Source organism: Janibacter corallicola NBRC 107790, from assembly GCF_001570965.1.
GTDB classification, from domain to species: Bacteria; Actinomycetota; Actinomycetes; order Actinomycetales; family Dermatophilaceae; genus Janibacter; species Janibacter corallicola.
The window spans coordinates 1-20,961 of sequence record NZ_BCSR01000034.1 but is presented as its reverse complement, the minus strand read 5'-3'; the positions used below and the strand labels follow the sequence as shown (position 1 = coordinate 20,961).

Below are 20,961 nucleotides of genomic sequence, written 5' to 3'. Positions count from 1 at the left end.
GATTCGAGTGCTGCGCGCCACACCCGCGCGGCTCGCCAACAAGGGAGTTGCACACGCATGTCCACACGAATCCGACCCCGCGCCGCCCGCATCGCAGCGACCGCTGCGGTCCTCGGCCTCGGAGTCATGGGAGCCCAGTCGGCCTCCGGCGCCACCCAGGACGAGCCGACGTCCACCCCCGTCCCCATCTCGACCCCGGACGGTCAGATCTCGAGCTACGTCATCAACACCAAGGCCAATCCCGGCCAGGTCCGCAAGGTCGAGAAGGCCGTCCGGTCCGTCGACGGCACGGTCATCCAGTCCTGGCCGCAGATCGGTGTCGTCGTCGCCCACTCGACGTCGGCCGACTTCCGCACCTCGGTCGTCGCCGCGGCAGAGAACGCCGTGGACTCCGTGGGACCGACCCGCTCGGTGGCCGTGAGCGAAGGCACCCCCGACGGCTCGCAGGCCCCGTGGGGTCCCGGCAAGGGCCAGCACGAGGCGGTTACCAAGAAGCGTGACGTCTCGGACCTGACCACTGCCGTCGCGAGCGACCCGCTCGAGGGCGACCAGTGGGACATGCAGATGATCAACGTGCCGCAGGCGCACGAGATCACGACAGGCTCCCCCGACGTCACGGTCGGGGTCCTCGACTCCGGCATCGACCCGGACCACCCGGACCTGGCCAACCAGATCGACCGGGCGAGCTCCGTCGGCTGCACCGATGCCGGCCGCCCCCGGACCGGGGAGGCCGCCTGGGCGCCGACCACGAGCGACCACGGCACCCACGTCGCGGGCACCATCGGCGCGGCCCAGAACGGTGTGGGCATCGTCGGCATCGCCCCCGGCACCAAGATGGCCTCGGTCAAGGTCGTCAACGACGACGGCTTCATCTACCCCGAGTACGCGATCTGCGGCTTCATGGAGGCCGGCCTCAAGGGCATGGACGTGACCAACAACAGCTACTACGTCGACCCCTTCGAGTTCTGGTGCGGTGACCAGCCGGAGCAGGCCCCGGCGATGGAGGCCGTCCGCCGCGCCGTCGAGTGGTCGACGAAGCAGGGGGCCGTCCACGCGGCCGCCGCCGGCAACAGCGCCTACGACCTGTCGGACAAGACGACGAACGACTCGAGCCCGAACGACGCCGAGGAGCCCACCGAGCGCGTCATCAACAGCTCCTGCAAGGACATCCCGACCGAGCTCGACGGCGTCGTGACGGTCTCCTCGATCGACAGCGAGGGCGCGCTCTCCTCCTTCTCCAACCGTGGCCTCGGCTCGATCGACGTCGCCGCACCCGGCAGCCGGATCCTCTCCACGGTCGTCCAGGACGACGGCTGGGGCACCAAGAGCGGCACCTCGATGGCCTCCCCGCACGTCGCGGGCGTCCTCGCGTTGATGACGTCGGCGCACCCGGCCTGGGGCCCGGAGAAGCTCGCGAGCGAGGTCCGCGCGCAGGCGACCGACACCCCGTGCTCGACCACCTCTGCCGGCGCCGAGTGCGTCGGCACGCCGGAGGAGAACTCCTACTACGGCGACGGCGTCATCGACGCCCTGGCGGCGGTCCGCTGACGGGCGACCGACCCGCGAAGGGGGCCCACGGTCGCTCGACCGTGGGCCCCCTTCGTCGCGGTCGGGTCAGAGCTCGTGACCGACGAAGACCGGCTCGTTGGCGAGCGTGACGCCGAAGGCCTCCTGCACCCCGGCGCGGACCTCGCGGGCCAGCGCGGCGACGTCCGACGCCGCGGCGCCCCCGCGGTTGGTCACGGCCAGCGTGTGCTTCGTCGAGAGCGCCGCCGGGCCGGGCATCGCGTAGCCCTTGCCGAAGCCGGCCTTGTCGATGAGCCAGGCCGCGCTCGTCTTGCGGTGGCCCTCACCGGCGGGGAAGACCGGCGGTACCGGGCCGTCGGGCCCCAGACGGTCCGCGGCGCGCTCGAGCAGCCGGTCCATCTCCTGCTCCGACACGATCGGGTTGGTGAAGAAGGACCCACAGCTCCACGTGTCGTGGTCCGCCGGGTCCAGGACCATCCCCCGCAGGCCGCGCTGGACCAGCACCGCCTCACGGACCTCCGCGAGCGACGCGCGCTCCCCCTGCTCGACCCCGAGCTGGCGCGCCAGGTCGGCATAGGCCACGGGGGCGGAGCGCCCGGAGCGCTCCAGCCGGAAGGTCACCGACAGCACGACGTAGCGACCGGTCTCCTTGAAGACCGAGTTCCGGTACGTGAAGTGGGCCTCGGCATTGGCGAAGCCGACCCGGCGCCGCTCCTGCCGATCCCACGTCTCGACCGCCACGATCGTCTGGGCGACCTCCTGGCCATAGGCGCCGACGTTCTGCACCGGAGTGGCTCCGGCGAGCCCGGGGATCCCGGAGAGGGCCTCGATGCCCGACCAGCCCTCGGCCACGGCCCGCGCGACGACGTCGTCCCAGACCTCACCGGCGGCGACCCGCACCTCCACCGCGTCCTCGTCCTGGGCGAGGACCTCGATGCCCTCGGCGGCGATGCGCACCACGGTGCCGGGGAAGCCGTCGTCGGCGATGACGAGGTTGGAGCCGCCCGAGAGCAGCAGGAGGGGTCCGCCCCCTTCGTCCGCGGCGCGCACCGCGGCGACGATCTCCTCCTCGGTGCGGGCGGTGACGAGGGTGGCGGCCGGGCCACCGACGCGCATGGTCGTCAACGGCGCCAGCGGGACGCCGTGCTCGGTCCGGGCCATCAGTCGAGCTGGACCACGGCGCGGCAGCGACCGAGGACCTTCGCGTCCCCGCTGGTCACGCTCAGCTCGACGGTGGCGCGGCGCTGCTCGGCATCCAGGGTGGTCACCGTGCCGGAGACGTCGATGCTGCTGCCGCCGTCGTGCGGGACCGGCACCGGCCGGGTGAAGCGCGTGCCGTAGTCGATGATCCGGCCCGCGTCACCGGCCCACTCGGCGATGACCCGGGAGGCCGCGCCCATGGTCCACATCCCGTGGGCGATGACGTCGGGCAGCCCCACGGACCTCGCGGTCGCCTCGTCCCAGTGGATGACGTTGCGGTCACCGGATGCGCCGGCGTAGTGGATGAGGGTGGCCCGGGTGACGGGGATGGTCTGCGAGGGGAGGGCCTCCCCCTCGCTCACGTCGGAGAACTGCCGCACGGACTGCTCGCTCATCGTCACTCCTCTCCTCGCACGACGATCGTCGAGCGGCTCGTGGCGACCGGTGCGTCCTCGGCGTCGATGATCTCGCTGCGCATGGTCACCATCTGGTGCCCGCCGGCCGCGCGGATGGCGTCGATGTGCAGCACCCCGCGCAGCTCGTCGCCGGCGACGATCGGACGGTGGTGGGTGAAGCGCTGCTCCCCGTGGACCACCCGCGAGAAGTCGACACCCGCGTCCGGGTCGCTCACGAAGCCGGCGTCGCAGCGCTGCCCCGGGATGACCGCGAAGGTCGGGGGCGCCACGAGGTCGGAGTACCCGGCCGCACGGGCCGCCGCCAGGTCGTGGTGGATCGGGTCCTGCGCGCCGACGGCCTCGGCGAAGTCCCGGATGTGCTCACGTCCCACGCAAAAGGGCGGGGTGGGCGGGTAGGCCCGCCCCAGGAAGTCCTCGTTCACGGCCATGGCGGCAGTCTAGGTGCGGGCGCCCGCAGGCGGGCACGGACACGAGGAGCGGCCGCCGAGCGTGGTGCTCGACGGCCGCTCCTCTTCGGCAGCGCGTGGCCTCAGCGGGTCTCGCGGTGCGGGGTGTGCTTGCGGCACCGGGGGCAGAACTTCGCCAGCTCCAACCGGTCGGGGTTGTTGCGGCGGTTCTTCTTGGTGATGTAGTTCCGCTCCTTGCACTCGGTGCACGCCATGGTGATCTTCGGACGGATGTCGGCGCTCTTCGTGGCCACGGCTCGAACCTGCTCTCAGACACTTCTCGGTGGTACTCGCCTGGCGCCGGGCTGCGCTGGGCGGGAGGTACGTGGTGTCGGCATCCACCTCGGTGTCACCAACACATCGACGCACAAGATTAGTCCACGGTGGGCGCCGGCCCGAAATCAGGCCGGGTCGGGCGCCCACCGTGGCTCGTCCGTAGCGGGAGGGGGACTCGATCCCCCGACCTCACGATTATGAGTCGTGCGCTCTAACCAGCTGAGCTACCCCGCCTCGGCGGCCGACCCGCGGGGCGGACCGGACCAGAGCCCCCTGTCGGAATCGAACCGACGACCTTTTCCTTACCATGGAAACGCTCTGCCGACTGAGCTAAGGGGGCCGGGCTCCTCCGCACCGGGTGCGGTGGAGAACCTCGGGAGAGATTACACGTAGTCACGACCGGGGGCGAAATCGGCTCCGGTGGCGCCATCGGGGCGTGACGTGAGCAGCTGCTCCATCCCTGCCCGCAGGCTGGTCGGGATGGCCGTCGGCCGCCTCGTGGTCGCGTCGACGAAGACGTGCGCCGAGGTCGCGACGGCCACGAGCACCCCGTCGCTCTCGCGCACCAGGGCGCACTCCCAGCTGACGCCGGAGCGGCCGACCCGGGTCGTGCGCAGCCCCACCTCGAAGCTGTCGGGGTAGGAGATCTCCGCGAGATAGCGGCATCCGGTCTCCGGGATGAGGTTGATCGTCGAGCCGTCCACGGTCACGTCGAAGCCGTGGGCCTTGAGCCAGTTGTTGATGGTCGTGTCCATCACCGAGTAGTGGACGGCGTTGTTGACGTGCCCGAAGACGTCGTTGTCGCTCCAGCGGGTGGGGACCTGCACCCAGTGGGGGTAGAGGTCCCGGTCGAGGGTCTCAGTCACGGGGCCCATCCTGCCCCCGGCTCCCGTCGGGGCGCCACACGCCCGAGCTCCCCCGGCGGTGGCTGCCGACCAGGTGGGTGTCGACGATGCCGACGGCCTCCATCAGCGCGAAGGCGGTGGTCGGCCCGACGAAGGAGAAGCCGCGCCGCTTCAGCTCCTTGGCCATCGCCACCGACTCCGGTGAGGTGGTGGGGACCTCGGCCGGTGAACGCGGCGCCGGCGTGCGCGCCGGCTGGAAGGACCAGATGAGGCGGGGCAGGCCCCCTTCGGCTCGAAGGGAGACGGTCGCCGCGGCGTTGCGGACCGTCGCCTCGATCTTCGCCCGGTTGCGGATGATCCCGGCGTCCCCGAGGAGGCGCTGCACGTCCCGGTCGCCGTAGCCGGCAACCCGGTCGGGGTCGAACCCCTCGAAGGCGACCCGGAAGTTCTCCCGCTTGCGCAGGATCGTCGCCCACGACAGGCCCGACTGGAAGGCCTCCAGGCTCAGCCGCTCGAAGAGGCCGCGCTCGTCGCGCACCGGCATGCCCCACTCGGTGTCGTAGTACTCCTGCAGCAGCGGGTCGCTCGCCGCCCACGGCGGCCTGGCCAGCCGGTCCTCACCCACGATCAGATCCATGGGGGCATCGTGCCGCACGCTCCCGACGGCGGTCTCCGTGCGGGGCGCGGGAAAAAACCCGGGCCGCGACGACGTCGCGGCCCGGGGCACTCGGTGGCAGGTGCAGGATTCGAACCTGCGTAGGGATAACCCGACGGATTTACAGTCCGTTTCCATTGGCCACTCGGACAACCTGCCGCGTGCGCATGGAACGATAGCAAGCCGACCCGGCCCGGGAACAATCCGACCCCAGAGGAGCCAGCAGCAGATGGCCAGCAGCAGCTTCGACATCGTCAGCAAGGTGGACCGCCAGGAGGTCGACAACGCCCTGAACCAGGCGTCCAAGGAGGTCGCGCAGCGCTACGACTTCAAGGGCGTCGGCGCCACCATCGAGTGGAGCGGCGGTGACGTCATCACCATCCGCGCCAACAGCGCCGAGCGGGTGCTCGCGGTGCTCGACGTCTTCCAGGGCAAGCTGGTCCGGCGTGGCGTCTCCCTCAAGAGCATCGACTTCGGCGAGAAGGAGCCGAAGGCCTCCGGCAAGGAGTACGTCCTCGCCGGGCCGACCAAGGAGGGCATCGACCAGGAGAACGCGAAGAAGATCTCCAAGATCATCCGTGACGAGGGGCCGAAGGGGATCAAGGCCCAGATCCAGGGTGACGAGCTGCGCGTGACCGGCAAGTCGCGCGATGACCTGCAGGCGGTCATCGCGCTGCTCAAGGGCAAGGACCTCGACGTGGCGGTCCAGTTCGTCAACTACCGCTAGACGAGCGGGCGGGGGAGGCCCCACGCCGGGGGCCTCCCCCGCCGCCGGCCCACTCAGGCCGGGCTGGAGACGCTCTCCCCGGGTGGGCGGACGGCGTGCCGGCGATCGTGGGCGGCCACGAGTCGCCGCAGCAACGACACGAGCAGCAGGCCGATCGCCGTTGCCGCGACGAGGACCCACAACCCGGACGAGGGCGATCCGGTCGCCTGCTCCGAGAGGCCGAAGGCGTAGGGCCCGACGAAGGCGCCCGTGAGACCGATCGTGTTGACGAAGGCCAGGCCGGCGGCCGCGGCCACCCCTCCGAGACGGGCCATGAGGGCCGACCAGTACAGCGGCTGGACACCGACGATGAAGAGCATCGTCAGGCTGAGGATGACCATCTGCGCCACGGGGTCCGCCACGACGATGAAGGCGAGAGCACTCACGATGGCCGCCGCCGTCGTGATCCCGATGAGCCGCACCTCGGTGCCCGGCCCCCTCCGGAGCACGCGCGGCAGGACGACGACGCCGATGACGGCACCGATCCCGACGACACCCGATATCAGCCCGATCATGAAGCTGTCGGTCACCTCCATCGCCTCGACGATCGAGGGCACGAAGAAGATCACGCCGTAGGTCGCGATCTGGTTCATGAAGTAGATCGCGGCAATGGTGAGCAGGAAGGGCTGCGCCATGGCGTTGCGCACGATCGCGCCGGGCCTCGCCTCGACGTGGGGCCCCTCCTCCCCGACGGCCCGTCGGGTCAGCTCGTCCGCCTCGTCGGGGTCCAACCACGACGCCTTCTGCGGAGAGTCCGGCAGCAGGAGGAAGATCAGCACACCGAGGACCACCGTCGGGATGCCCTCGAGGAGGAAGAGCCACTGCCAACCGTGCAGTCCCCCGATACCGTCCATCTTCATCAGCGCACCGCCCAGGGGGTTGGCCACGATGAAGGCCACCGAGGACGCGGTGAGGACCAGGCCGACGGCCGTGGCCCGGTCCTTCTGCGCGAACCACGTCGTGATGAGGTACATGATGCCGGGGTACAGGCCGGCCTCGGCCGCGCCGAGCAGCAGCCGCAGGACGTAGAAGACCGTCGGGCTCGAGATGAACATCATCGCCATCGTGATCAGACCCCACGTCAGTGCGATCCGACTGATCCAGACCTTCGCCCCCACCGTGTGGAGGACGAGGTTGCTCGGCACCTCGAGAGCTGCATAGGTGATGAAGAAGAGCCCGGCACCCAGTCCGTAGGCCGCCGCGTCGATCCCGGCGTCGAGCTCGAGGGAGGACTTCGCCAGGCCGACATTGGTCCGGTCGACGAAGGCCATGAAGTACGCCGCCATGAGGATCGGCACCAGGCGCCGAAAGGCCTTGCGTGTCGCCCGGGCGTGCACCGCGTCCGACGTCGTTGTCGGTGAGGACATGTGATCTCCGATCAGGGTTGAACGTGCCTTCGATCCAATGTGAACTTTGATTCATGTCCAGGTCGTGGGTGACCTCGGGACACTGGACAGCAAGGGCGGGGCGGTCCCTCAGGGGCGCCGAGCGGTCAGTCGCTCGGCGCGCTCGACGAGCTCGCCCTTGCGGATCTTCCCCGTGTCGGTGAGCGGGAACGCCTCGAGCACCTGGACGACGGGCACCTTGTACGTCGCCATCCGGGCCCGCGCCCACTCCTCGATCCCGGGGCCCGTGGCCGCGCTGCCGGTCCGCAGCGTGACGAAGGCGACCGGCCGCTGCCCCACGTCCTCGTCGTGGGCGGGCACGACGGCGACGGTGTCGATGTCGGGGTGGGCGACCAGGAGCATCTCGACCTCGGCGGGGAAGACGCTCATGCCGTTGACCTTGATCATGTCCTTGTCGCGACCGAGGTAGTGCAGGCACCCGTCCTCGTCGAGGCAGCCGGTGTCCCCGGTGTGCAACCAGCCGTCGCGCAGCTGCCGCGCGGTCGCCTCCGGGCTGCGCCAGTAGCCGGTCGTGATCGACGGGCTGCGCAGGATGATCTCGCCCGGCTCCCCGAAGGGCATCGGCTCGGCCGTGACCGGGTCGACGACGAGCACATCGGTACCCGGCACCGGCACACCGCAGAAGACAGGAGTCGTCCTGAGGTCGTGGTCGTCGGCGGTGAACCCGTAGGGCACCACGTCCACCGTGTGGCTCTCGGTGAGCCCGTAGGAGCTCTCCCGCAGCACCGAGTGCGCTCCGACCGCTGCGGACCAGCGTGCCCTGACCTCCGGGGTGAGCTTGCGGATGAAGGACATGGCCATCGGCCCGGTGAAGGAGGAGAGGTCTCGGTCCTCGGTGCCGGGCAGGTCGAGGATCGCCAGGTAGCTCTCGACGGTCGCCGCGGTCGTGGTCACGCCGTGGCGCTCGATGAGGTCGAGGACCGTCGCGGCATCCCACCGTGCGAGCAGCACGCTCGTCCCACCCATGACGAGCGGGATGAGGATCCCGAGGTCCTCACCGGCGATCCAGAAGAGCGGGACGAAGCACAGCGAGACGACCTCGCGGCCCAGGGCGTTGGCTCCTGCCGCGCTGACCGCCGTGTAGACCATGTGCCGCTGCGAGTGCTGACAGCCCTTGGGCAGGCCCGTCGTCCCGCCCGTGTAGTTCAGCGCCGCGAGCGCGTCGAGGTCTCGCGCCGGCTCGGTGAGCGGCTCCGCGGCCAGGGCGTCGTCCCAGGCGATGACGTCGACCCCCTCCGCCGGGCGAAGGGAGGACCCCTCACCGCCCACGACGACCACCGTCGACACCCCGGCCTCGGCCGCCGCGGGCACCAACCGGTCGGCCAGACCGGCGTGGGTCACGACGACCGTCGCCCCGGAGTCGGAGAGCTCGTGGACGAGCTCGGCGTGCTGGAACATCGCGTTGACCGGCACGTGGACGCACCCCGCCCGCAGGCTGCCGAGGAAGGCGATGACGAACTCGTGCGAGTTGCCGAGGTGGACGCCGACGCGCTCCCCGGGGGCCACCCCCTTCGCCCGCAGCCACCCCGCCCACCGGGCGTGCAGGTCGGCCAGCTCGGCATAGCTGAGCGTCCGTTCCCCCATGACGACGGCGGCGTGCCCGGGCTGCTCCGCGGCCCATGCGTCGACGTGCTCGGGCACGGTCATCCACCCGAACGGGGGAACCACCTCGCCGGGGGTGTCGGCGGGCCGCACCCGCTCCTGTCGCGCGCGGACGTCGGCCAGGTGCTGCGTGTACTCCATCGGACACTTCCTTCGGGGCCTACCAGGTGTCGACGTACCCTCTCGGCACGCCGGGGGCGATCGCCGACGACATGGCGGTGACGATCCACTGCCGGGTGTCGGCGGGGTCGATGACGTCGTCGAGCTCGACGACGGCGGCCGCGTTGACTGCTCGGCCCCGCTCGTAGAGGTCGTCCAGGAGCCGTTGCTCGAGCGCCCGCCGCTCGGCGGGGTCGGTGACCGCCTCGAGCTCCCGACGGAAGCCCAGGCGAACCGCCCCCTCGAGGCCCATGGCGCCGACCTCGCCGGTCGGCCAGGCCAGCGTCGCGGCCGGCCGGTGGAAGCCACCCCCAGCCATCGCCTGGGCCCCCAGCCCGTAGGCCTTGCGCAGGACGACGGTGACGACCGGCACCCGCAGGTGGGCGCCGATGACGAAGAGCCGGGAGAAGTGACGCACCGTCGCGGTGCGCTCGTGGTCGGGGCCGACCATGAATCCGGGGGTGTCGCAGAGCGAGACGATCGGCAGACCGTGTGCGTCGCACAGCTGGAGGAACCGGGCCAGCTTGTCCGCGGCCGGCGCATCGATGGCCCCGCCGAGGTGGCGGGGGTTGTTGGCCACGAGACCCATCGGTCGTCCCTCGACGCGCACGAGGGCGGTGACGACGCCCGGGGCGAAACCGGCGCGCAGCTCGAGGACGGACCCCTCGTCCGCGAGCCCGTCGATGGCGGCGTGCACGTCGTAGGCACGCACCCTGTTCTCCGGCACGACGTGCCGCAGGCGCCGCTGGTCGGCTGCGCTCCACTCCTCGCGGGCGCCCTGGAAGTAGCCGAGGTACTGCTTGGCCACGGCCACCGCATCCGACTCGTCCTCGACGACCACGTCCACGACGCCGTTGCTGCCCTGGACCTCGACGGGCCCGACCTCCTCGGGCGCGAAGACCCCGAGCCCGCCCCCTTCGATCATCGCGGGGCCGCCCATGCCGATCGTCGAGTCGCGGGTGGCGATGATGACGTCGCAGCAGCCGAGCAGGGCCGCGTTGCCGGCGAAGCACCGTCCCGCGGCGACGCCGATCGTCGGCACGAGACCGCTGAGGCGGCCCATGGTGGCGAAGGTGGGCACGTCCAACCCGCTGGCCACGGTCGTGTCGGTGTCGCCCGGGCGTCCCCCGCCCCCTTCGGCGAAGAGGACGACGGGCAGCTGCTGCTGCTCGGCGATCTCGAGGAGGCGGTCGGTCTTCTTGTGGTTGAGGTAGCCCTGGGTGCCTGCGAGCACGGTGTAGTCGTAGGCGAGGACGGCGCACCGGGTCTGTGCCGAGGGTGCGGTGGTGACCCGCCCGATGCCGGTGACGATCCCGTCGGCGGGCGTGCTCGCGACGAGGTCCTCCTCGCTGCGGCGCGCCCGCTGGGCCGCCACGGCGAGGCCCCCGTACTCGACGAAACTGCCGTCGTCGAGGAGGTCCGCGAGGTTCTCCCGCGCGGTGCGCTGCCCACGTCGGTGGCGCTTGGCCACCGCGTCGGGCCGTGCGTCGTCCAGCCGCCGGTCGCGGCGGGCGAGGACGCGTTCGAGGTCCGGCCGCGGGGCCTCGAGGTCCGGGCCCTCCGGGGACGCGACGAGGTCGTGCGGTTCCTCGGTGATGGCCAGTTCCGCGAGCAGGTCGCCCGGGGAGGTCGTCGTGCCGGTCCGGACGCGCACGGCGGTGACGACACCGGAGGCCGGCGCCGGGACGAGGTGCTCCATCTTCATCGCCTCGAGGACGACCACGGGCTCCCCGACGGCGACCTCCTGGCCCTCCTCGACGAGGACGGAGACGACGGTGCCGGCCATCTCGGCGAGGACCCCACCGTCGAGGGGCCCGTCGGCGCTGGTCGCCTCGACGATGCCCGCCCTCGCGAACCACTGGGTCGTCACCGACCAGGTGCCGACGTCCTCGTGACCGAGCAGCTCGCGCAGCACGGGCAGGTTGGTCTCCACGCCGGCGACCGTGCACTCGGCAACGGCCTGCCGTGCCTTGTCGAGCGCACCGCGCAGCCCGCTGTGGCTGTGCGTGACGACCTTGGCGACGAGCGAGTCGAAGGTGCCCTCCACCCGGGTCCCCTCGACGAGGTGGGTGTCGACGCGCACCCCCGGCCCGGCGGGCAGGGTCAGGCGCTCCACGGTGCCGTGGGCGGGCACCGCCTCGCCGGTGCTGCCGGTGCGCTCGGCGGCCACCCGCAGCTCGACGGCGGCTCCAGCCATCCGTGGGGGCCGCGTCAGGTCCAGATCCGCGAGGGTCTCCCCCGCCGCGAGACGCAGCTGGGTGAGGACGAGGTCGACGCCGGTCACGAGCTCGGTCACCGGGTGCTCGACCTGGAGTCGGGGGTTGACCTCGATGAACCACCACCGCCTCGGGTCGTCGGCGTCGACGAGGAACTCGACGGTCGCCAGCCCGCGGTAACCGCGCCCCCCGATGAGTCGCACGGCGGCCTCGTGGAGTGCCGTGCGGACCTCCGGCGGCAGCCCCGGCGCCGGTGCCACCTCGAGGACCTTCTGGAAGCGACGCTGGAGTGAGCAGTCCCGCTCACCGAGGTGGACCACTCCCTCCGCGCCGTCCGCGACGACCTGGACCTCGACGTGGCGGGCCCGTTCGACGTAGCGCTCGGCGAAGAGGTCGCCGGAGCCGAAGCTGCGCTCGGCCTCGGACCCGGCTCGCTGCCACGCCTGCGTCAACGACTCCCCGGCGGGGACCGCGCGCATCCCCCGGCCACCGCCACCCGCAGCCGCCTTGATCATCACGCCTGCCGGGCGCTGCTCGGCGGCGAACGCCGCGGCCTCGGTCTCGGTGATCCCGACCGGGCTGGCGGGCAGCACCGGGACCCCGGACCCGAGGGCGGCCTCCCGTGCCCGGCCCTTGTCCCCGAAGAGCTCGAGCAGGTCCGCGTCGGGTCCGACGAAGGTGACCCCGGCCTCGGCGCAGGCGCGGGCCAGCGAGGGGCTCTCGCTGAGGAACCCGTAGCCCGGGTGCAGCATCGTGCAGCCGCGCTCGACGGCACCCGCGACGAGGGTCTCCACATCCAGGTAGGCGCCCGGGCCCTCACCCGGGAGGACGTGGACGGCCGTGGCCAGCCGGGCGGCCCGGGAGTCGACCTCCGCGCGGGTCACGGCCACGACGGCCTCGTGCCCCGCCTCCAGGGCCGCCCGGACGAGCCGGACGGCGACCTCTCCTCGGTTGGCGACGTACACGGACACGCGGTGCCTCCTCGGGTTGTGGACGATGTGGGGGCGGGTCAGAAGATCTCGAGGAGTCCGGCCGCGCCCATACCACCACCGACGCACATCGTGACCACGCCGTAGCGGGCGCCGCGACGCCTCCCCTCGAGGAGGACGTGACCGGCCATCCGTGCTCCGCTCATGCCGTACGGGTGGCCGACGGAGATCGCGCCGCCGTCGACGTTGAACTTCGCCGGGTCGATACCGAGTCGGTCACGGCAGTACAGCGTCTGGACGGCGAAGGCCTCGTTGAGCTCCCAGAGGTCGATGTCGTCGACGGTCAGGCCGTGCTGCTTGAGCAGCTTCGGCACGGCGAAGACCGGGCCGATGCCCATCTCGTCCGGCTCGACCCCGGCGACGGCCATCCCGCGGAAGGCACCGAGCGGGGTCAGCCCGCGACGGGAGGCCTCCTCGGCCTCCATGACGACGGCGGCGGACGCTCCGTCGGACAGCTGGGAGGCGTTGCCGGCCGTGATCGAGAAGCCCTCGGTGCCGTCCTTGGCCAGGACCGGCCGCAGCCCCGCGAGGTCCTCGCGCGTCGTCCCGGGGCGATTGCCCTCGTCCCGGGCCAGGGTGACCTCCTGCGAGCCGATCTCGCCGGTGGTCTTGTCCTTGGTGAGCATGGTCGACGGCAGGGGGACGATCTCGTCGTCGAAGGCGCCGGCCTCCTGCGCGGCGGCGGTCCGACGCTGGGACTCCAGCGCGTACTCGTCCTGCTGCTCGCGGGAGACCCCGTACCGCTTGGCGACGACCTCTGCGGTCTCGAGCATGGACATGTACGTGGCCGGGACGTGCTCGACGAGCCACGGGTCCTGGGCGCGGTAGGTGTTCATGTGCTCGTTCTGCACGAGCGAGATGGAGTCGACGCCACCACCGACGGCGACCTGCTGGCCGTCGAAGATGACCTGCTTGGAGGCGGTCGCGATGGCCATGAGGCCGCTCGCGCACTGGCGGTCGACGGACATGCCGGAGACGGTGACGGGCAGCCCGGCCCGCAGCGCGGCCTGGCGGCCGATGTTCATGGCCGTCGAGCCCTGCTGGAGGGCGGCGCCGACGACGACGTCCTCGACCTGACCGCCCTCGACCCCGGAGCGCTCGACGGCGTGCCGCACGGCGTGGCCGATGAGCTCCTGGGCCTGGGTGTCGTTGAAGGCGCCGCGGTAGGCCCGGCCGATGGGGGTGCGTGCGGTGGAGACGATGACTGCTTCGCGCATGGAGGTCACTCCTGTGGGGTCGAAGGGGGTGGGTCGAGTCGGTTGGTCAGGATGCCGGGAGGTCGACCAGCCCGGCGAGGTCGGCGCGGTGCCGCTCGGGTGTCCCGATAGCGAGCTGGTCGGACTTCGCCCGCTTCAGACGTGTGTGCACGGGGTGCTCCCAGGTCATGCCGATCCCGCCGTGCAGCTGGAGGGCCTCCTCCGCCGCGCGCACCGCGGCGTCGGAGCAGAAGACCTGGGCGAGGGACTGGGCGACGTGCTGGTCGCCGTCCTCGTCGGCAAGCGTCCCGGCGGCGTACCGGGCGGCGGCCTGGGTGTTGACGAGGAGCAGGTAGAGGTCGGCCAGACGGTGCTTGATCGCCTGGAAGGAGCCGATCGGCCGCGCGAACTGCACGCGGGTCTTCGCGTACTCCACGGTCGTCTCCAGGCACCACTGGGCCAGCCCGAGCTGCTCGGAGGCCAGGAGCGCCGCGCCGGCGGCGAGTGCTGCGTCCACGGCCGCCTCGGCCGCCTGCCCGGCGGCGATCTCGGCGCCCTCGCCGCGCACGGTGACGCGGGCGAGCGGTCGGGTCATGTCGAGCGAGGTGATCGCCTCGACGTCGACGTCGCCCCGCTCGTACGCACGAAGGGAGGGCACGCCCCCTTCGCCGGTGGTGGGCACGAGGAAGAGGTCGGCACCCATCGCACCGGCGACCGGCTCGACCGTCCCGTCCACGCTCGACCACGCACCACGGCGGGCCGTCCACGGCAGGACGAGCGCGGCGGTGCGCTCGCCGCCGGCCAGCGCGGGAAGGTGCTCCTCGTCGCCGGCGGACAGCAGTGCGGTCGTGGCGATGACGGCACTGGTGAGGAAGGGCACGGGTGCCACGCTGCGGCCGAGCTCCTCGAGGACGACGGCCGCCTCACGCGGGCCGGCCCCGACCCCACCGAGGGACTCGGGGACGAGCAGGCCGGCCAGGCCGAGCTGCCCGGCGAGCGCCTGCCAGATCGCGCTGACGTCGGTGCCCGGCTCGTCGTAGAGCCCGGCGGCCAGCCCGTCGTCGAGCGATCGCTGGAGGGTGGACCGGACGCTGGAGCGCAGGGACTCCTCGACGTCGGTGTAGAGCAGGTCGGTCATCGCGGCACGTCCTTGAAGGGGATGCCCTTGTCGGGGCGGTGTTCCGGGGGTAGACCGAGCACCCGCTCGGCGATGATGTTGCGCATGATCTCGCTGGTGCCGCCTTCGATGGAGTTGCCCTTGGCCCGCAGGTAGCGAAAGCCTGGGCCGTGGCCGAGGAAGGAGCCGCCCTCGGGGCGCACCATCGTCCAGTCGTGGTAGGCCAGCCCCTCCTCGGGCGCGAGCTCGAGGGCGAACCCGCTGACCTGCTGCGCCTGGTGGGCGAAGGCGAGCTTCATCGCCGAGCTCTGCGGGCCGGGTTGGCCGGCCTCCAGCCCCTGGCGCAGCCGCTCACCGGCGAGGCGGGTCACCTCGGTCTCGACCCACCACCGCATCAGCTCGGTGTGGGTGCCGGGCGTGCGCACGGCCGGGTCGCGGCGCCAGCGGTCGGCGACCAGGCCGATCTGCCCGGCCTCGCGCTCGTGGCCAGCGCCGATGGCGACGCGCTCGTTGTTCAGGGTCATCGTCGCGACCTTCCACCCCTGGCCGACGGCGCCGACCCGGTGGCGGTCGTGGACGCGCACCCCGGAGAGGAAGACCTCGTTGAACTCGGCCTCCCCGGTGATCTGGCGCAGGGGGCGGACCTCGATCCCGGGGTCGGTCATGTCGACGATGAAGTAGGTCAGACCGGCGTGCTTGGGCACCGAGGTGTCGGTCCGGGCCACGAGGATGGCGAAGTCCGCGTTGTGCGCGCCGGAGGTCCACACCTTCTGCCCGTCGACGACCCACTCCTCACCGTCGGGGACGGCACGGGTCGCGACGGCCGCCAGGTCGGACCCGGCCCCTGGCTCGCTGAAGAGCTGGCACCAGATCTCGGTGCAGGCGAACAACGGCCGCAGGTACCGCTGCTTCATCTCCTCGGTGCCGAAGGCCACCATCGTCGGCGCGGCCATGCCCAGACCAATCGAGTTGCGTCCGAAGTCGGGTCGCGGCGCGCCGGCGGCCTCGAGCCGCTCGTCGACCTCGGTCTGGCGGCCGCGTGAGAGACCCAGCCCACCGAGCCCCTCGGGGAAGTGGACCCAGGCGAGGCCGGCGTCGTACTGGGCCCCAAGGAAAATGGCACGAGGTGTCGTCTCGGGGTCGTGGCTCGCGAGGAGCTCGTCGACCCGCTGCTGCAGATCAGGCACGGGCGCTCGTCCTCCGGATCTCGTGCCGAGCCAGGGCGTTCTTGTGGACCTCGTCGGGGCCGTCGGCGAAGCGCAGGGTGCGCACCTGGGCGTACCACTCGGCCACCGGGAAGTCCTGGCTCAGCCCGGCGGCTCCGTGCACCTGGACGGCCTTGTCGAGGATCCACTCCACCGTGCTGGGTGCGGCGATCTTGATCGCCTGGATCTCGGTGTGGGCGCCCTTGTTGCCGACCGTGTCCATGAGCCAGGCAGCCTTGAGGGTCAGCAGCCGCAGCTGTTCGATCCGCACGCGCGACTCCGCGATCCAGTCACGGACGACGCCCTGCTCGGACAACGGCTTGCCGAATGCGACCCGCCCGGCGGCACGGTCGACCATCAGCTCCAGGGCGCGCTCGGCGATGCCGATCAACCGCATGCAGTGGTGGATCCGGCCGGGGCCGAGTCGGGCCTGGGCGATGGCGAAGCCGCCGCCCTCCTCGCCGATGAGGTTGCTCGCCGGGACGCGCACGTCGCTGAAGTCGATCTCGGCGTGGCCGCCGTGGTCGCGGTCGTCGTAGCCGAAGACCTTCATGCCCCGGCGCACGGCCACTCCGGGGGTGTCCCGAGGTACGAGGACCATCGACTGCTGGCGGTGCCGGTGCGCGGTCGGGTCGGTCTTGCCCATGACGATGAGGATCCGGGCGTTCGGGTTCATCGCGCCGGAGATGTACCACTTGCGCCCGTTGATGACGTACTCGTCACCGTCGCGGACGATCGCGGTCTCGATGTTCGTCGCGTCCGAGCTGGCCACCGCCGGCTCGGTCATGGCGAAGGCGGAGCGGATGCTCCCGTCGAGGAGCGGGTGGAGCCACTGCTCCTGCTGCGCGGCGGTGCCGAACATGTGCAGCACCTCCATGTTGCCGGTGTCCGGGGCGGCGCAGTTCGTCGCGACCGGCGCGATGTGCAGGCTGCGTCCGAGGACCTCGCACAGGGGCGCGTACTGCAGGTTGGTCAGGCCGGCCCCGTCCTCCCCCGGCAGGAAGAGGTTCCACAGCCCCTGGCTGCGGGCGGCCTCCTTCGCCTGCTCGATGACCGGCGGCGGCGACCAGCGGTCGGGAGCCGCGTCGAGCTGCTCCTGGTAGATCGCCTCGATCGGGTAGACGTGCTCGTCCATGAAGGCAGTGAGCTGCTCACGCAGCTCGAGGGTGCGGGCGTCCAGCGCGAAGTCCATGGTCGCTTCCTTCGGTCAGGGGGTGGAGGTGCTCACCCGGGACGGGCGCTCACCCTCGGTGGCGGTCTCGGAACGGTCGATGGCCCGCTTCATGATCTTGCCGGTCGGGCCCTTGGGCAGCTCGTCGACGAACTGGTAGATCCGCGGGATCTTGTACGCGGCGAGGCGCTCCTCGAGCCATCCGCGCAGTGCGGACGCGGAGATCGTCGCCCTGGGCTGCGGGGTGACCACCGCGGCGATCTCCTCGCCGACGCGCTCGTCCGGCACCCCGATGACGGCCACCTCACGGATGTCCGGGTGCCCGTAGAGCACCTCCTCGACCTCGCGCGGGTAGACGTTGTACCCACCGCGGATGACCAGGTCCTTCTTGCGGTCGACGATCCACAGGTCGCCGTCCTCGTCCATGCGGCCCAGGTCGCCGGTGAGGAACCACTCGCCGTGTCGCACGGCCGCCGTGGCCTCGGGTCGGTTCCAGTACTCGCGCATGACGTAGGGGCCACTCACCGCGACCTCACCAACCTCTCCCGGGGGGAGGTGGTTGCGGTCCTCGTCGAGGATGGCCAGCCTGCCGCCGGGGAGCGCCCGGCCGACACTCATCTCCTTGCGCGGGAACTCCTCGCGGTTGAAGGTCGACGCGCCGGCCGTCTCGCTCAGGCCGTACCCGTCGAGGACGGTCGCCCCGAAGCGCTCCCGGAAGGCCTTGGCCACCTCGAGGGGCAGCGCGGCACCGCCCGAGCTCGCCAGCCGCAGCTGGGTCAGGTCCTCCGCGGTCACGTCCGTCTCGGCGTGGAGCATCGCATTCCACATCGTCGGCACACCGGCGAGGCCGGTGAGCCGCTGGTCCGCGGCCATCCGCAGCAGCGCCGCCGGGTCGAAGGGACGCTGCAGCGAGAGCGAGGCTCCGAAGGTGAGGCAGGTGAACATCACGGCTGCCTGGCCGAAGACGTGGAAGAGGGGAAGTGCGGTGCCCATCCGGTCCTCGGAGGTCTGGCCCAGCGCCTCGGCCAGCGACGCACCGCAGGCGAGCAGGTTGCCGTGGGTGAGCACGGCACCCTTGGGCGCGCCGGTGGTACCCGAGGTGTAGAGGAGGACCGCGGCGTCGTCGCTCGCGACCTCGGCCGGCTGCGCGTCACCACCCGGCGTGACGCTGCCCGGCTCGAGCACCCACAGCGGGACACCGGCGGCCTCGGCGGTGGCCGTGACCGCCTCGGCGTCCTCGTGCCACCCCAAGGCGAATGTGCACCCGGCGTCGTCAACGAAGTGCGCCAGCTCGCGCTGGGTGCACAGCGGGTTGACGGTCACCGCGACCGCGCCCAGCGCGAGGACCGCGTGGTAGGTCAGGACGAACTCGGCACTGGTCGGGACGACGAAGAGCACCCGGTCGCCGGGACCCACTCCGCGGCCGGCCAGCTCGGTCATGGCCCCCCGGACCCCGGCGCGCAGCTGGGCGTAGGTCCACGACCGCTCCCCCTCACGCAGGACGAGTGCATCGGGTGTCTCCTCGGCCCATCTCCAGACGAGACGAACGGCGTTGTCCATCACGAGCTCTCCTTCAGCTGTCGCTGGTAGCGCTGCATCCCGCGGATCCACCGGTCGTGGTCGTCGACCTTGCGTCGGAGGAACTCGCGGACATCGGTGTGCGGGGTGATGAGGAAGATCCCCTCCTCGACGGCCCGGAGCACCTGGTCGGCGACGTCGCGGGGGGCGAGCACCTCGCCGGCGGTGGTCACCGCCGCCGCGGCGACCTTGCCCCCTTCGCCCCCTGCGGAGGTCATCCCGGACCGGAGCATGTCGGTGTCGACGCCCATCGGGCACAGACAGCTGACGCCGACCCCCTCGTCGCCGTAGGTCACCGCGAGCCACTCGGCGAAGCCGACCGCGCCGTGCTTGCTCACCGAGTAGGTGGCCGAACCGATCTGCGTGAGCAGCCCGGCGGCCGAGGCGGTGGAGACGAAGTAGCCACGCCCGCGCTCGACCCAACCCGGGACGAGGCGGCGGGCCGCCCGCACGTGCGCCATGAGGTTGACGTCGAGGGCCAGCTGCCACTGCTCGTCGTCGGCCGCCAGACCGTAACCGTCGCCGATCCCGGCATTGGCGAAGAAGAGGTCGACCGGGCCGTAGTGCTCCTCCGCGGCCGCGACCATGGCATCGATGACCTCCTCGCTGGAGGCGTCGCCCGCCACGGCGACGGCCCCGAGCCGCTCGGCCGTCGCGGTCAGACGTTGCTCGTCCAGGTCGGAGACGACCACGCGGGCACCGCCCTCGACCAGCGCCTCCGCGAGAGCCGCACCGATGCCACCCGCGGCGCCGGTGACGACCGCGACCGTGCCCGTGCCCGTGCCCGTGATCTGCGTACCCGCCATCAGTCGCACGGCCCGCCGGCGACGTAGAGGACCTGGCCGGTGGTGAAGCCCGCCCCCTCGCTGACGAAGAAGGAGACCGCGTGGGCGATGTCCTCCGGCTTGCCGGTGCGTGCGACCGCGGCCTGCGTCGAGGCGTTGGCCTTGAGGTCCTCGAAGCTGATCCCGATGCGAGCCGCGGTCTCGGCGGTCATCTCGGTCTCGATGAAGCCCGGCGCGATCGCGTTGGCGGTGACGCCGAACTTCCCGAGCTCGATGGCGAGCGTCTTGGTGAAGCCCTGCATCCCGGCCTTGGCGGCGGAGTAGTTGACCTGGCCGCGGTTGCCCTGCGCCGAGGTGGAGGAGAGGTTGACGATGCGGCCGTACTTCTCCTGGGTCATGTGCGCTTGGCAGGCCTTGGTCATGAGGAAGGCTCCGCGCAGGTGGACCGCCATGACGGCGTCCCAGTCCTCGACACTCATCCTGAAGATGAGGTTGTCCCGGATGACGCCGGCGTTGTTGACCAGGACGGTCGGCGCGCCGAGCTCATCGGCGATGCGTCGCACCCCGGCCTCGACCTGCTCCGGGTCGGAGACGTCCGCGCCCACCGCGAGCGCCCGACCACCGGCGGCGGTGATCTCCTCGACCACCGGCACGCAGGCCGACTCGTCGAGGTCGAGGACGGCGACGGCCATCCCGTCGACGGCGAGGCGGCGCGCGACGCCTGCTCCGATCCCCCGGGCCGCGCCGGTGACGACGGCGACGCGCTGCTGGTCAGTGGTCATGTGAGAGCTCCTGTGGTCTCGACGACGGTCCTCCTCGACCATAGTTGAATCCGCCTTCAAGTTCAACTACGGTGGAGGATCCCACGTGACCGAAGGAGCTCACCATGGCCCAGACCGCCCCGCACCGCCCGACTTCCGTGCAGGACCTCGAGGACCTCGTCGGTGTCGAGCTCGGCCCCACCGAGTGGCACGTCGTCGACCAGGCGGCCATCGACGGCTTTGCCGATCTGACCGGCGACCACCAGTGGATCCACGTCGACCCCGAGCGCGCGAAGGACAGCCCCTTCGGCTCGACGATCGCGCACGGCCTCTACAGCCTCTCGCGCACGCCGGCGTTCTTCGAGGAGCTCATGGCCTTCGACGGGTTCACCCACAGCCTCAACTACGGCTACGACCGGATCCGCTTCCTCCACCCGCTCCCGGTGGACTCGCGCATCCGGATGCGCGCGGAGGTGACCGACGTCGAGGAGACCTCCCCCGGCCAGGTCAACGTCGTCACCAAGCTCACCGTCGAGGCCGACGGGATCAACAAGCCGATCCTCGTCGCCAACTCGATCGGCCGCTTCAGCGTCTGAGCGAGACAGCCACACGGCTCGGGCCCACGACCGGCGAGGTCGTGGGCCC

General features: G+C 71.5%; 19 protein-coding genes and 3 tRNA genes. 3 read left to right on the top strand and 19 right to left on the bottom strand.

Annotated features, from left to right (window positions below; genetic code table 11):
• The first annotated feature begins 57 nt into the window (after positions 1 to 57).
• Positions 58 to 1,548: a S8 family peptidase gene (locus JCO01S_RS11700; protein ID WP_068255698.1), complete on the top strand. Its 1,491-nt coding sequence runs from the start codon at positions 58 to 60 to the stop codon at positions 1,546 to 1,548.
• Between the two features lie 66 nt (positions 1,549 to 1,614).
• Here the strand turns inward: JCO01S_RS11700 and JCO01S_RS11695 are convergent, their stop codons facing one another.
• The 9 genes from JCO01S_RS11695 to JCO01S_RS11655 form a co-directional block, all read right to left on the bottom strand.
• Entirely contained in the window at positions 1,615 to 2,688 is a 1,074-nt protein-coding gene (locus JCO01S_RS11695; RefSeq protein WP_068255696.1) for a UDP-N-acetylmuramate dehydrogenase, read from the bottom strand.
• Positions 2,688 to 3,122 (bottom strand): MaoC family dehydratase, encoded by a 435-nt coding sequence (locus JCO01S_RS11690; protein WP_068255694.1) that lies wholly within the window; start codon positions 3,120 to 3,122, stop codon positions 2,688 to 2,690. Before JCO01S_RS11690 ends, JCO01S_RS11695 begins: the two co-directional genes overlap by 1 nt.
• Before the next feature lie 2 nt (positions 3,123 to 3,124).
• Positions 3,125 to 3,571, bottom strand: a complete 447-nt coding sequence (locus JCO01S_RS11685) for an FAS1-like dehydratase domain-containing protein (protein ID WP_068255687.1) — start codon at positions 3,569 to 3,571, stop codon at positions 3,125 to 3,127.
• A gap of 101 nt (positions 3,572 to 3,672) precedes the next feature.
• Positions 3,673 to 3,843: a 50S ribosomal protein L33 gene (gene rpmG, locus JCO01S_RS11680; protein ID WP_068255684.1), complete on the bottom strand. Its 171-nt coding sequence runs from the start codon at positions 3,841 to 3,843 to the stop codon at positions 3,673 to 3,675.
• 182 nt (positions 3,844 to 4,025) lie between these two features.
• A tRNA-Met gene (locus JCO01S_RS11675) sits at positions 4,026 to 4,099 on the bottom strand.
• A 33-nt stretch (positions 4,100 to 4,132) separates the two neighbouring features.
• A tRNA-Thr gene (locus JCO01S_RS11670) sits at positions 4,133 to 4,205 on the bottom strand.
• A 43-nt stretch (positions 4,206 to 4,248) separates the two neighbouring features.
• Complete coding sequence (locus JCO01S_RS11665; RefSeq protein ID WP_068255679.1) at positions 4,249 to 4,731, bottom strand: acyl-CoA thioesterase; 483 nt, start codon at positions 4,729 to 4,731, stop codon at positions 4,249 to 4,251.
• Entirely contained in the window at positions 4,724 to 5,347 is a 624-nt protein-coding gene (locus tag JCO01S_RS11660) for a DNA-3-methyladenine glycosylase I (RefSeq protein WP_068255676.1), read from the bottom strand. Before JCO01S_RS11660 ends, JCO01S_RS11665 begins: the two co-directional genes overlap by 8 nt.
• A 94-nt stretch (positions 5,348 to 5,441) precedes the next feature.
• Positions 5,442 to 5,524: transfer RNA gene (locus tag JCO01S_RS11655), tRNA-Tyr, on the bottom strand.
• A gap of 70 nt (positions 5,525 to 5,594) precedes the next feature.
• On the opposite strand from JCO01S_RS11655, the gene JCO01S_RS11650 reads away from it, so the two are divergent.
• The gene (locus JCO01S_RS11650) at positions 5,595 to 6,092 is read left to right on the top strand and encodes a YajQ family cyclic di-GMP-binding protein (protein ID WP_068255673.1); all 498 of its coding nucleotides are present in this window, start codon (positions 5,595 to 5,597) and stop codon (positions 6,090 to 6,092) included.
• 53 nt (positions 6,093 to 6,145) lie between these two features.
• On the opposite strand, the gene JCO01S_RS11645 is transcribed toward JCO01S_RS11650, so the two are convergent.
• The 10 genes from JCO01S_RS11645 to JCO01S_RS11600 form a co-directional block, all read right to left on the bottom strand.
• A complete protein-coding gene (locus JCO01S_RS11645; protein ID WP_068255670.1) occupies positions 6,146 to 7,498 on the bottom strand; it encodes an MFS transporter in 1,353 nt (450 codons plus the stop codon).
• 108 nt (positions 7,499 to 7,606) lie between these two features.
• The gene (locus tag JCO01S_RS11640) at positions 7,607 to 9,280 is read right to left on the bottom strand and encodes an AMP-binding protein (RefSeq protein ID WP_068255667.1); all 1,674 of its coding nucleotides are present in this window, start codon (positions 9,278 to 9,280) and stop codon (positions 7,607 to 7,609) included.
• Between the two features lie 19 nt (positions 9,281 to 9,299).
• Positions 9,300 to 12,485 carry a carboxyl transferase domain-containing protein gene (locus tag JCO01S_RS11635; protein ID WP_084342866.1) on the bottom strand — a complete coding sequence of 1,062 codons (3,186 nt, stop codon included), beginning with the start codon at positions 12,483 to 12,485 and terminating at the stop codon, positions 9,300 to 9,302.
• A gap of 38 nt (positions 12,486 to 12,523) precedes the next feature.
• On the bottom strand, positions 12,524 to 13,720 hold the full coding sequence (locus JCO01S_RS11630) for an acetyl-CoA C-acyltransferase (protein WP_068255665.1): 1,197 nt from the start codon (positions 13,718 to 13,720) through the stop codon (positions 12,524 to 12,526).
• Positions 13,721 to 13,766: 46 nt separating this feature from the next.
• Positions 13,767 to 14,837, bottom strand: coding sequence for an acyl-CoA dehydrogenase family protein (locus tag JCO01S_RS11625; RefSeq protein WP_068255662.1), 1,071 nt, complete (start codon positions 14,835 to 14,837; stop codon positions 13,767 to 13,769).
• Complete coding sequence (locus tag JCO01S_RS11620; protein WP_068255659.1) at positions 14,834 to 16,003, bottom strand: acyl-CoA dehydrogenase family protein; 1,170 nt, start codon at positions 16,001 to 16,003, stop codon at positions 14,834 to 14,836. Before JCO01S_RS11620 ends, JCO01S_RS11625 begins: the two co-directional genes overlap by 4 nt.
• On the bottom strand, positions 15,996 to 17,213 hold the full coding sequence (locus JCO01S_RS11615) for an acyl-CoA dehydrogenase family protein (protein ID WP_068255656.1): 1,218 nt from the start codon (positions 17,211 to 17,213) through the stop codon (positions 15,996 to 15,998). Before JCO01S_RS11615 ends, JCO01S_RS11620 begins: the two co-directional genes overlap by 8 nt.
• A gap of 15 nt (positions 17,214 to 17,228) precedes the next feature.
• Entirely contained in the window at positions 17,229 to 18,752 is a 1,524-nt protein-coding gene (locus JCO01S_RS11610; RefSeq protein ID WP_068255653.1) for a class I adenylate-forming enzyme family protein, read from the bottom strand.
• The gene (locus tag JCO01S_RS11605) at positions 18,752 to 19,576 is read right to left on the bottom strand and encodes an SDR family oxidoreductase (protein ID WP_068255650.1); all 825 of its coding nucleotides are present in this window, start codon (positions 19,574 to 19,576) and stop codon (positions 18,752 to 18,754) included. Before JCO01S_RS11605 ends, JCO01S_RS11610 begins: the two co-directional genes overlap by 1 nt.
• Positions 19,576 to 20,337, bottom strand: coding sequence for an SDR family oxidoreductase (locus tag JCO01S_RS11600; protein ID WP_068255647.1), 762 nt, complete (start codon positions 20,335 to 20,337; stop codon positions 19,576 to 19,578). Before JCO01S_RS11600 ends, JCO01S_RS11605 begins: the two co-directional genes overlap by 1 nt.
• A 104-nt stretch (positions 20,338 to 20,441) precedes the next feature.
• Between JCO01S_RS11600 and JCO01S_RS11595 the strand changes: the two genes are divergently transcribed.
• Entirely contained in the window at positions 20,442 to 20,912 is a 471-nt protein-coding gene (locus JCO01S_RS11595) for a MaoC family dehydratase (RefSeq protein ID WP_068255644.1), read from the top strand.
• Positions 20,913 to 20,961 lie beyond the last annotated feature (49 nt).

What these genes read in the sequence shown, in the direction of transcription:
- JCO01S_RS11700 (WP_068255698.1), top strand. Translation starts at nt 58, where the DNA reads ATGTCCACACGAATCCGACCCCGCGCCGCCCGCATCGCAGCGACCGCT.
- JCO01S_RS11695 (WP_068255696.1), bottom strand. Translation starts at nt 2,688, where the DNA reads ATGGCCCGGACCGAGCACGGCGTCCCGCTGGCGCCGTTGACGACCATG.
- JCO01S_RS11690 (WP_068255694.1), bottom strand. Translation starts at nt 3,122, where the DNA reads ATGAGCGAGCAGTCCGTGCGGCAGTTCTCCGACGTGAGCGAGGGGGAG.
- JCO01S_RS11685 (WP_068255687.1), bottom strand. Translation starts at nt 3,571, where the DNA reads ATGGCCGTGAACGAGGACTTCCTGGGGCGGGCCTACCCGCCCACCCCG.
- JCO01S_RS11660 (WP_068255676.1), bottom strand. Translation starts at nt 5,347, where the DNA reads ATGGATCTGATCGTGGGTGAGGACCGGCTGGCCAGGCCGCCGTGGGCG.
- JCO01S_RS11650 (WP_068255673.1), top strand. Translation starts at nt 5,595, where the DNA reads ATGGCCAGCAGCAGCTTCGACATCGTCAGCAAGGTGGACCGCCAGGAG.
- JCO01S_RS11645 (WP_068255670.1), bottom strand. Translation starts at nt 7,498, where the DNA reads ATGTCCTCACCGACAACGACGTCGGACGCGGTGCACGCCCGGGCGACA.
- JCO01S_RS11640 (WP_068255667.1), bottom strand. Translation starts at nt 9,280, where the DNA reads ATGGAGTACACGCAGCACCTGGCCGACGTCCGCGCGCGACAGGAGCGG.
- JCO01S_RS11630 (WP_068255665.1), bottom strand. Translation starts at nt 13,720, where the DNA reads ATGCGCGAAGCAGTCATCGTCTCCACCGCACGCACCCCCATCGGCCGG.
- JCO01S_RS11625 (WP_068255662.1), bottom strand. Translation starts at nt 14,837, where the DNA reads ATGACCGACCTGCTCTACACCGACGTCGAGGAGTCCCTGCGCTCCAGC.
- JCO01S_RS11615 (WP_068255656.1), bottom strand. Translation starts at nt 17,213, where the DNA reads ATGGACTTCGCGCTGGACGCCCGCACCCTCGAGCTGCGTGAGCAGCTC.
- JCO01S_RS11610 (WP_068255653.1), bottom strand. Translation starts at nt 18,752, where the DNA reads ATGGACAACGCCGTTCGTCTCGTCTGGAGATGGGCCGAGGAGACACCC.
- JCO01S_RS11605 (WP_068255650.1), bottom strand. Translation starts at nt 19,576, where the DNA reads ATGGCGGGTACGCAGATCACGGGCACGGGCACGGGCACGGTCGCGGTC.
- JCO01S_RS11600 (WP_068255647.1), bottom strand. Translation starts at nt 20,337, where the DNA reads ATGACCACTGACCAGCAGCGCGTCGCCGTCGTCACCGGCGCGGCCCGG.
- JCO01S_RS11595 (WP_068255644.1), top strand. Translation starts at nt 20,442, where the DNA reads ATGGCCCAGACCGCCCCGCACCGCCCGACTTCCGTGCAGGACCTCGAG.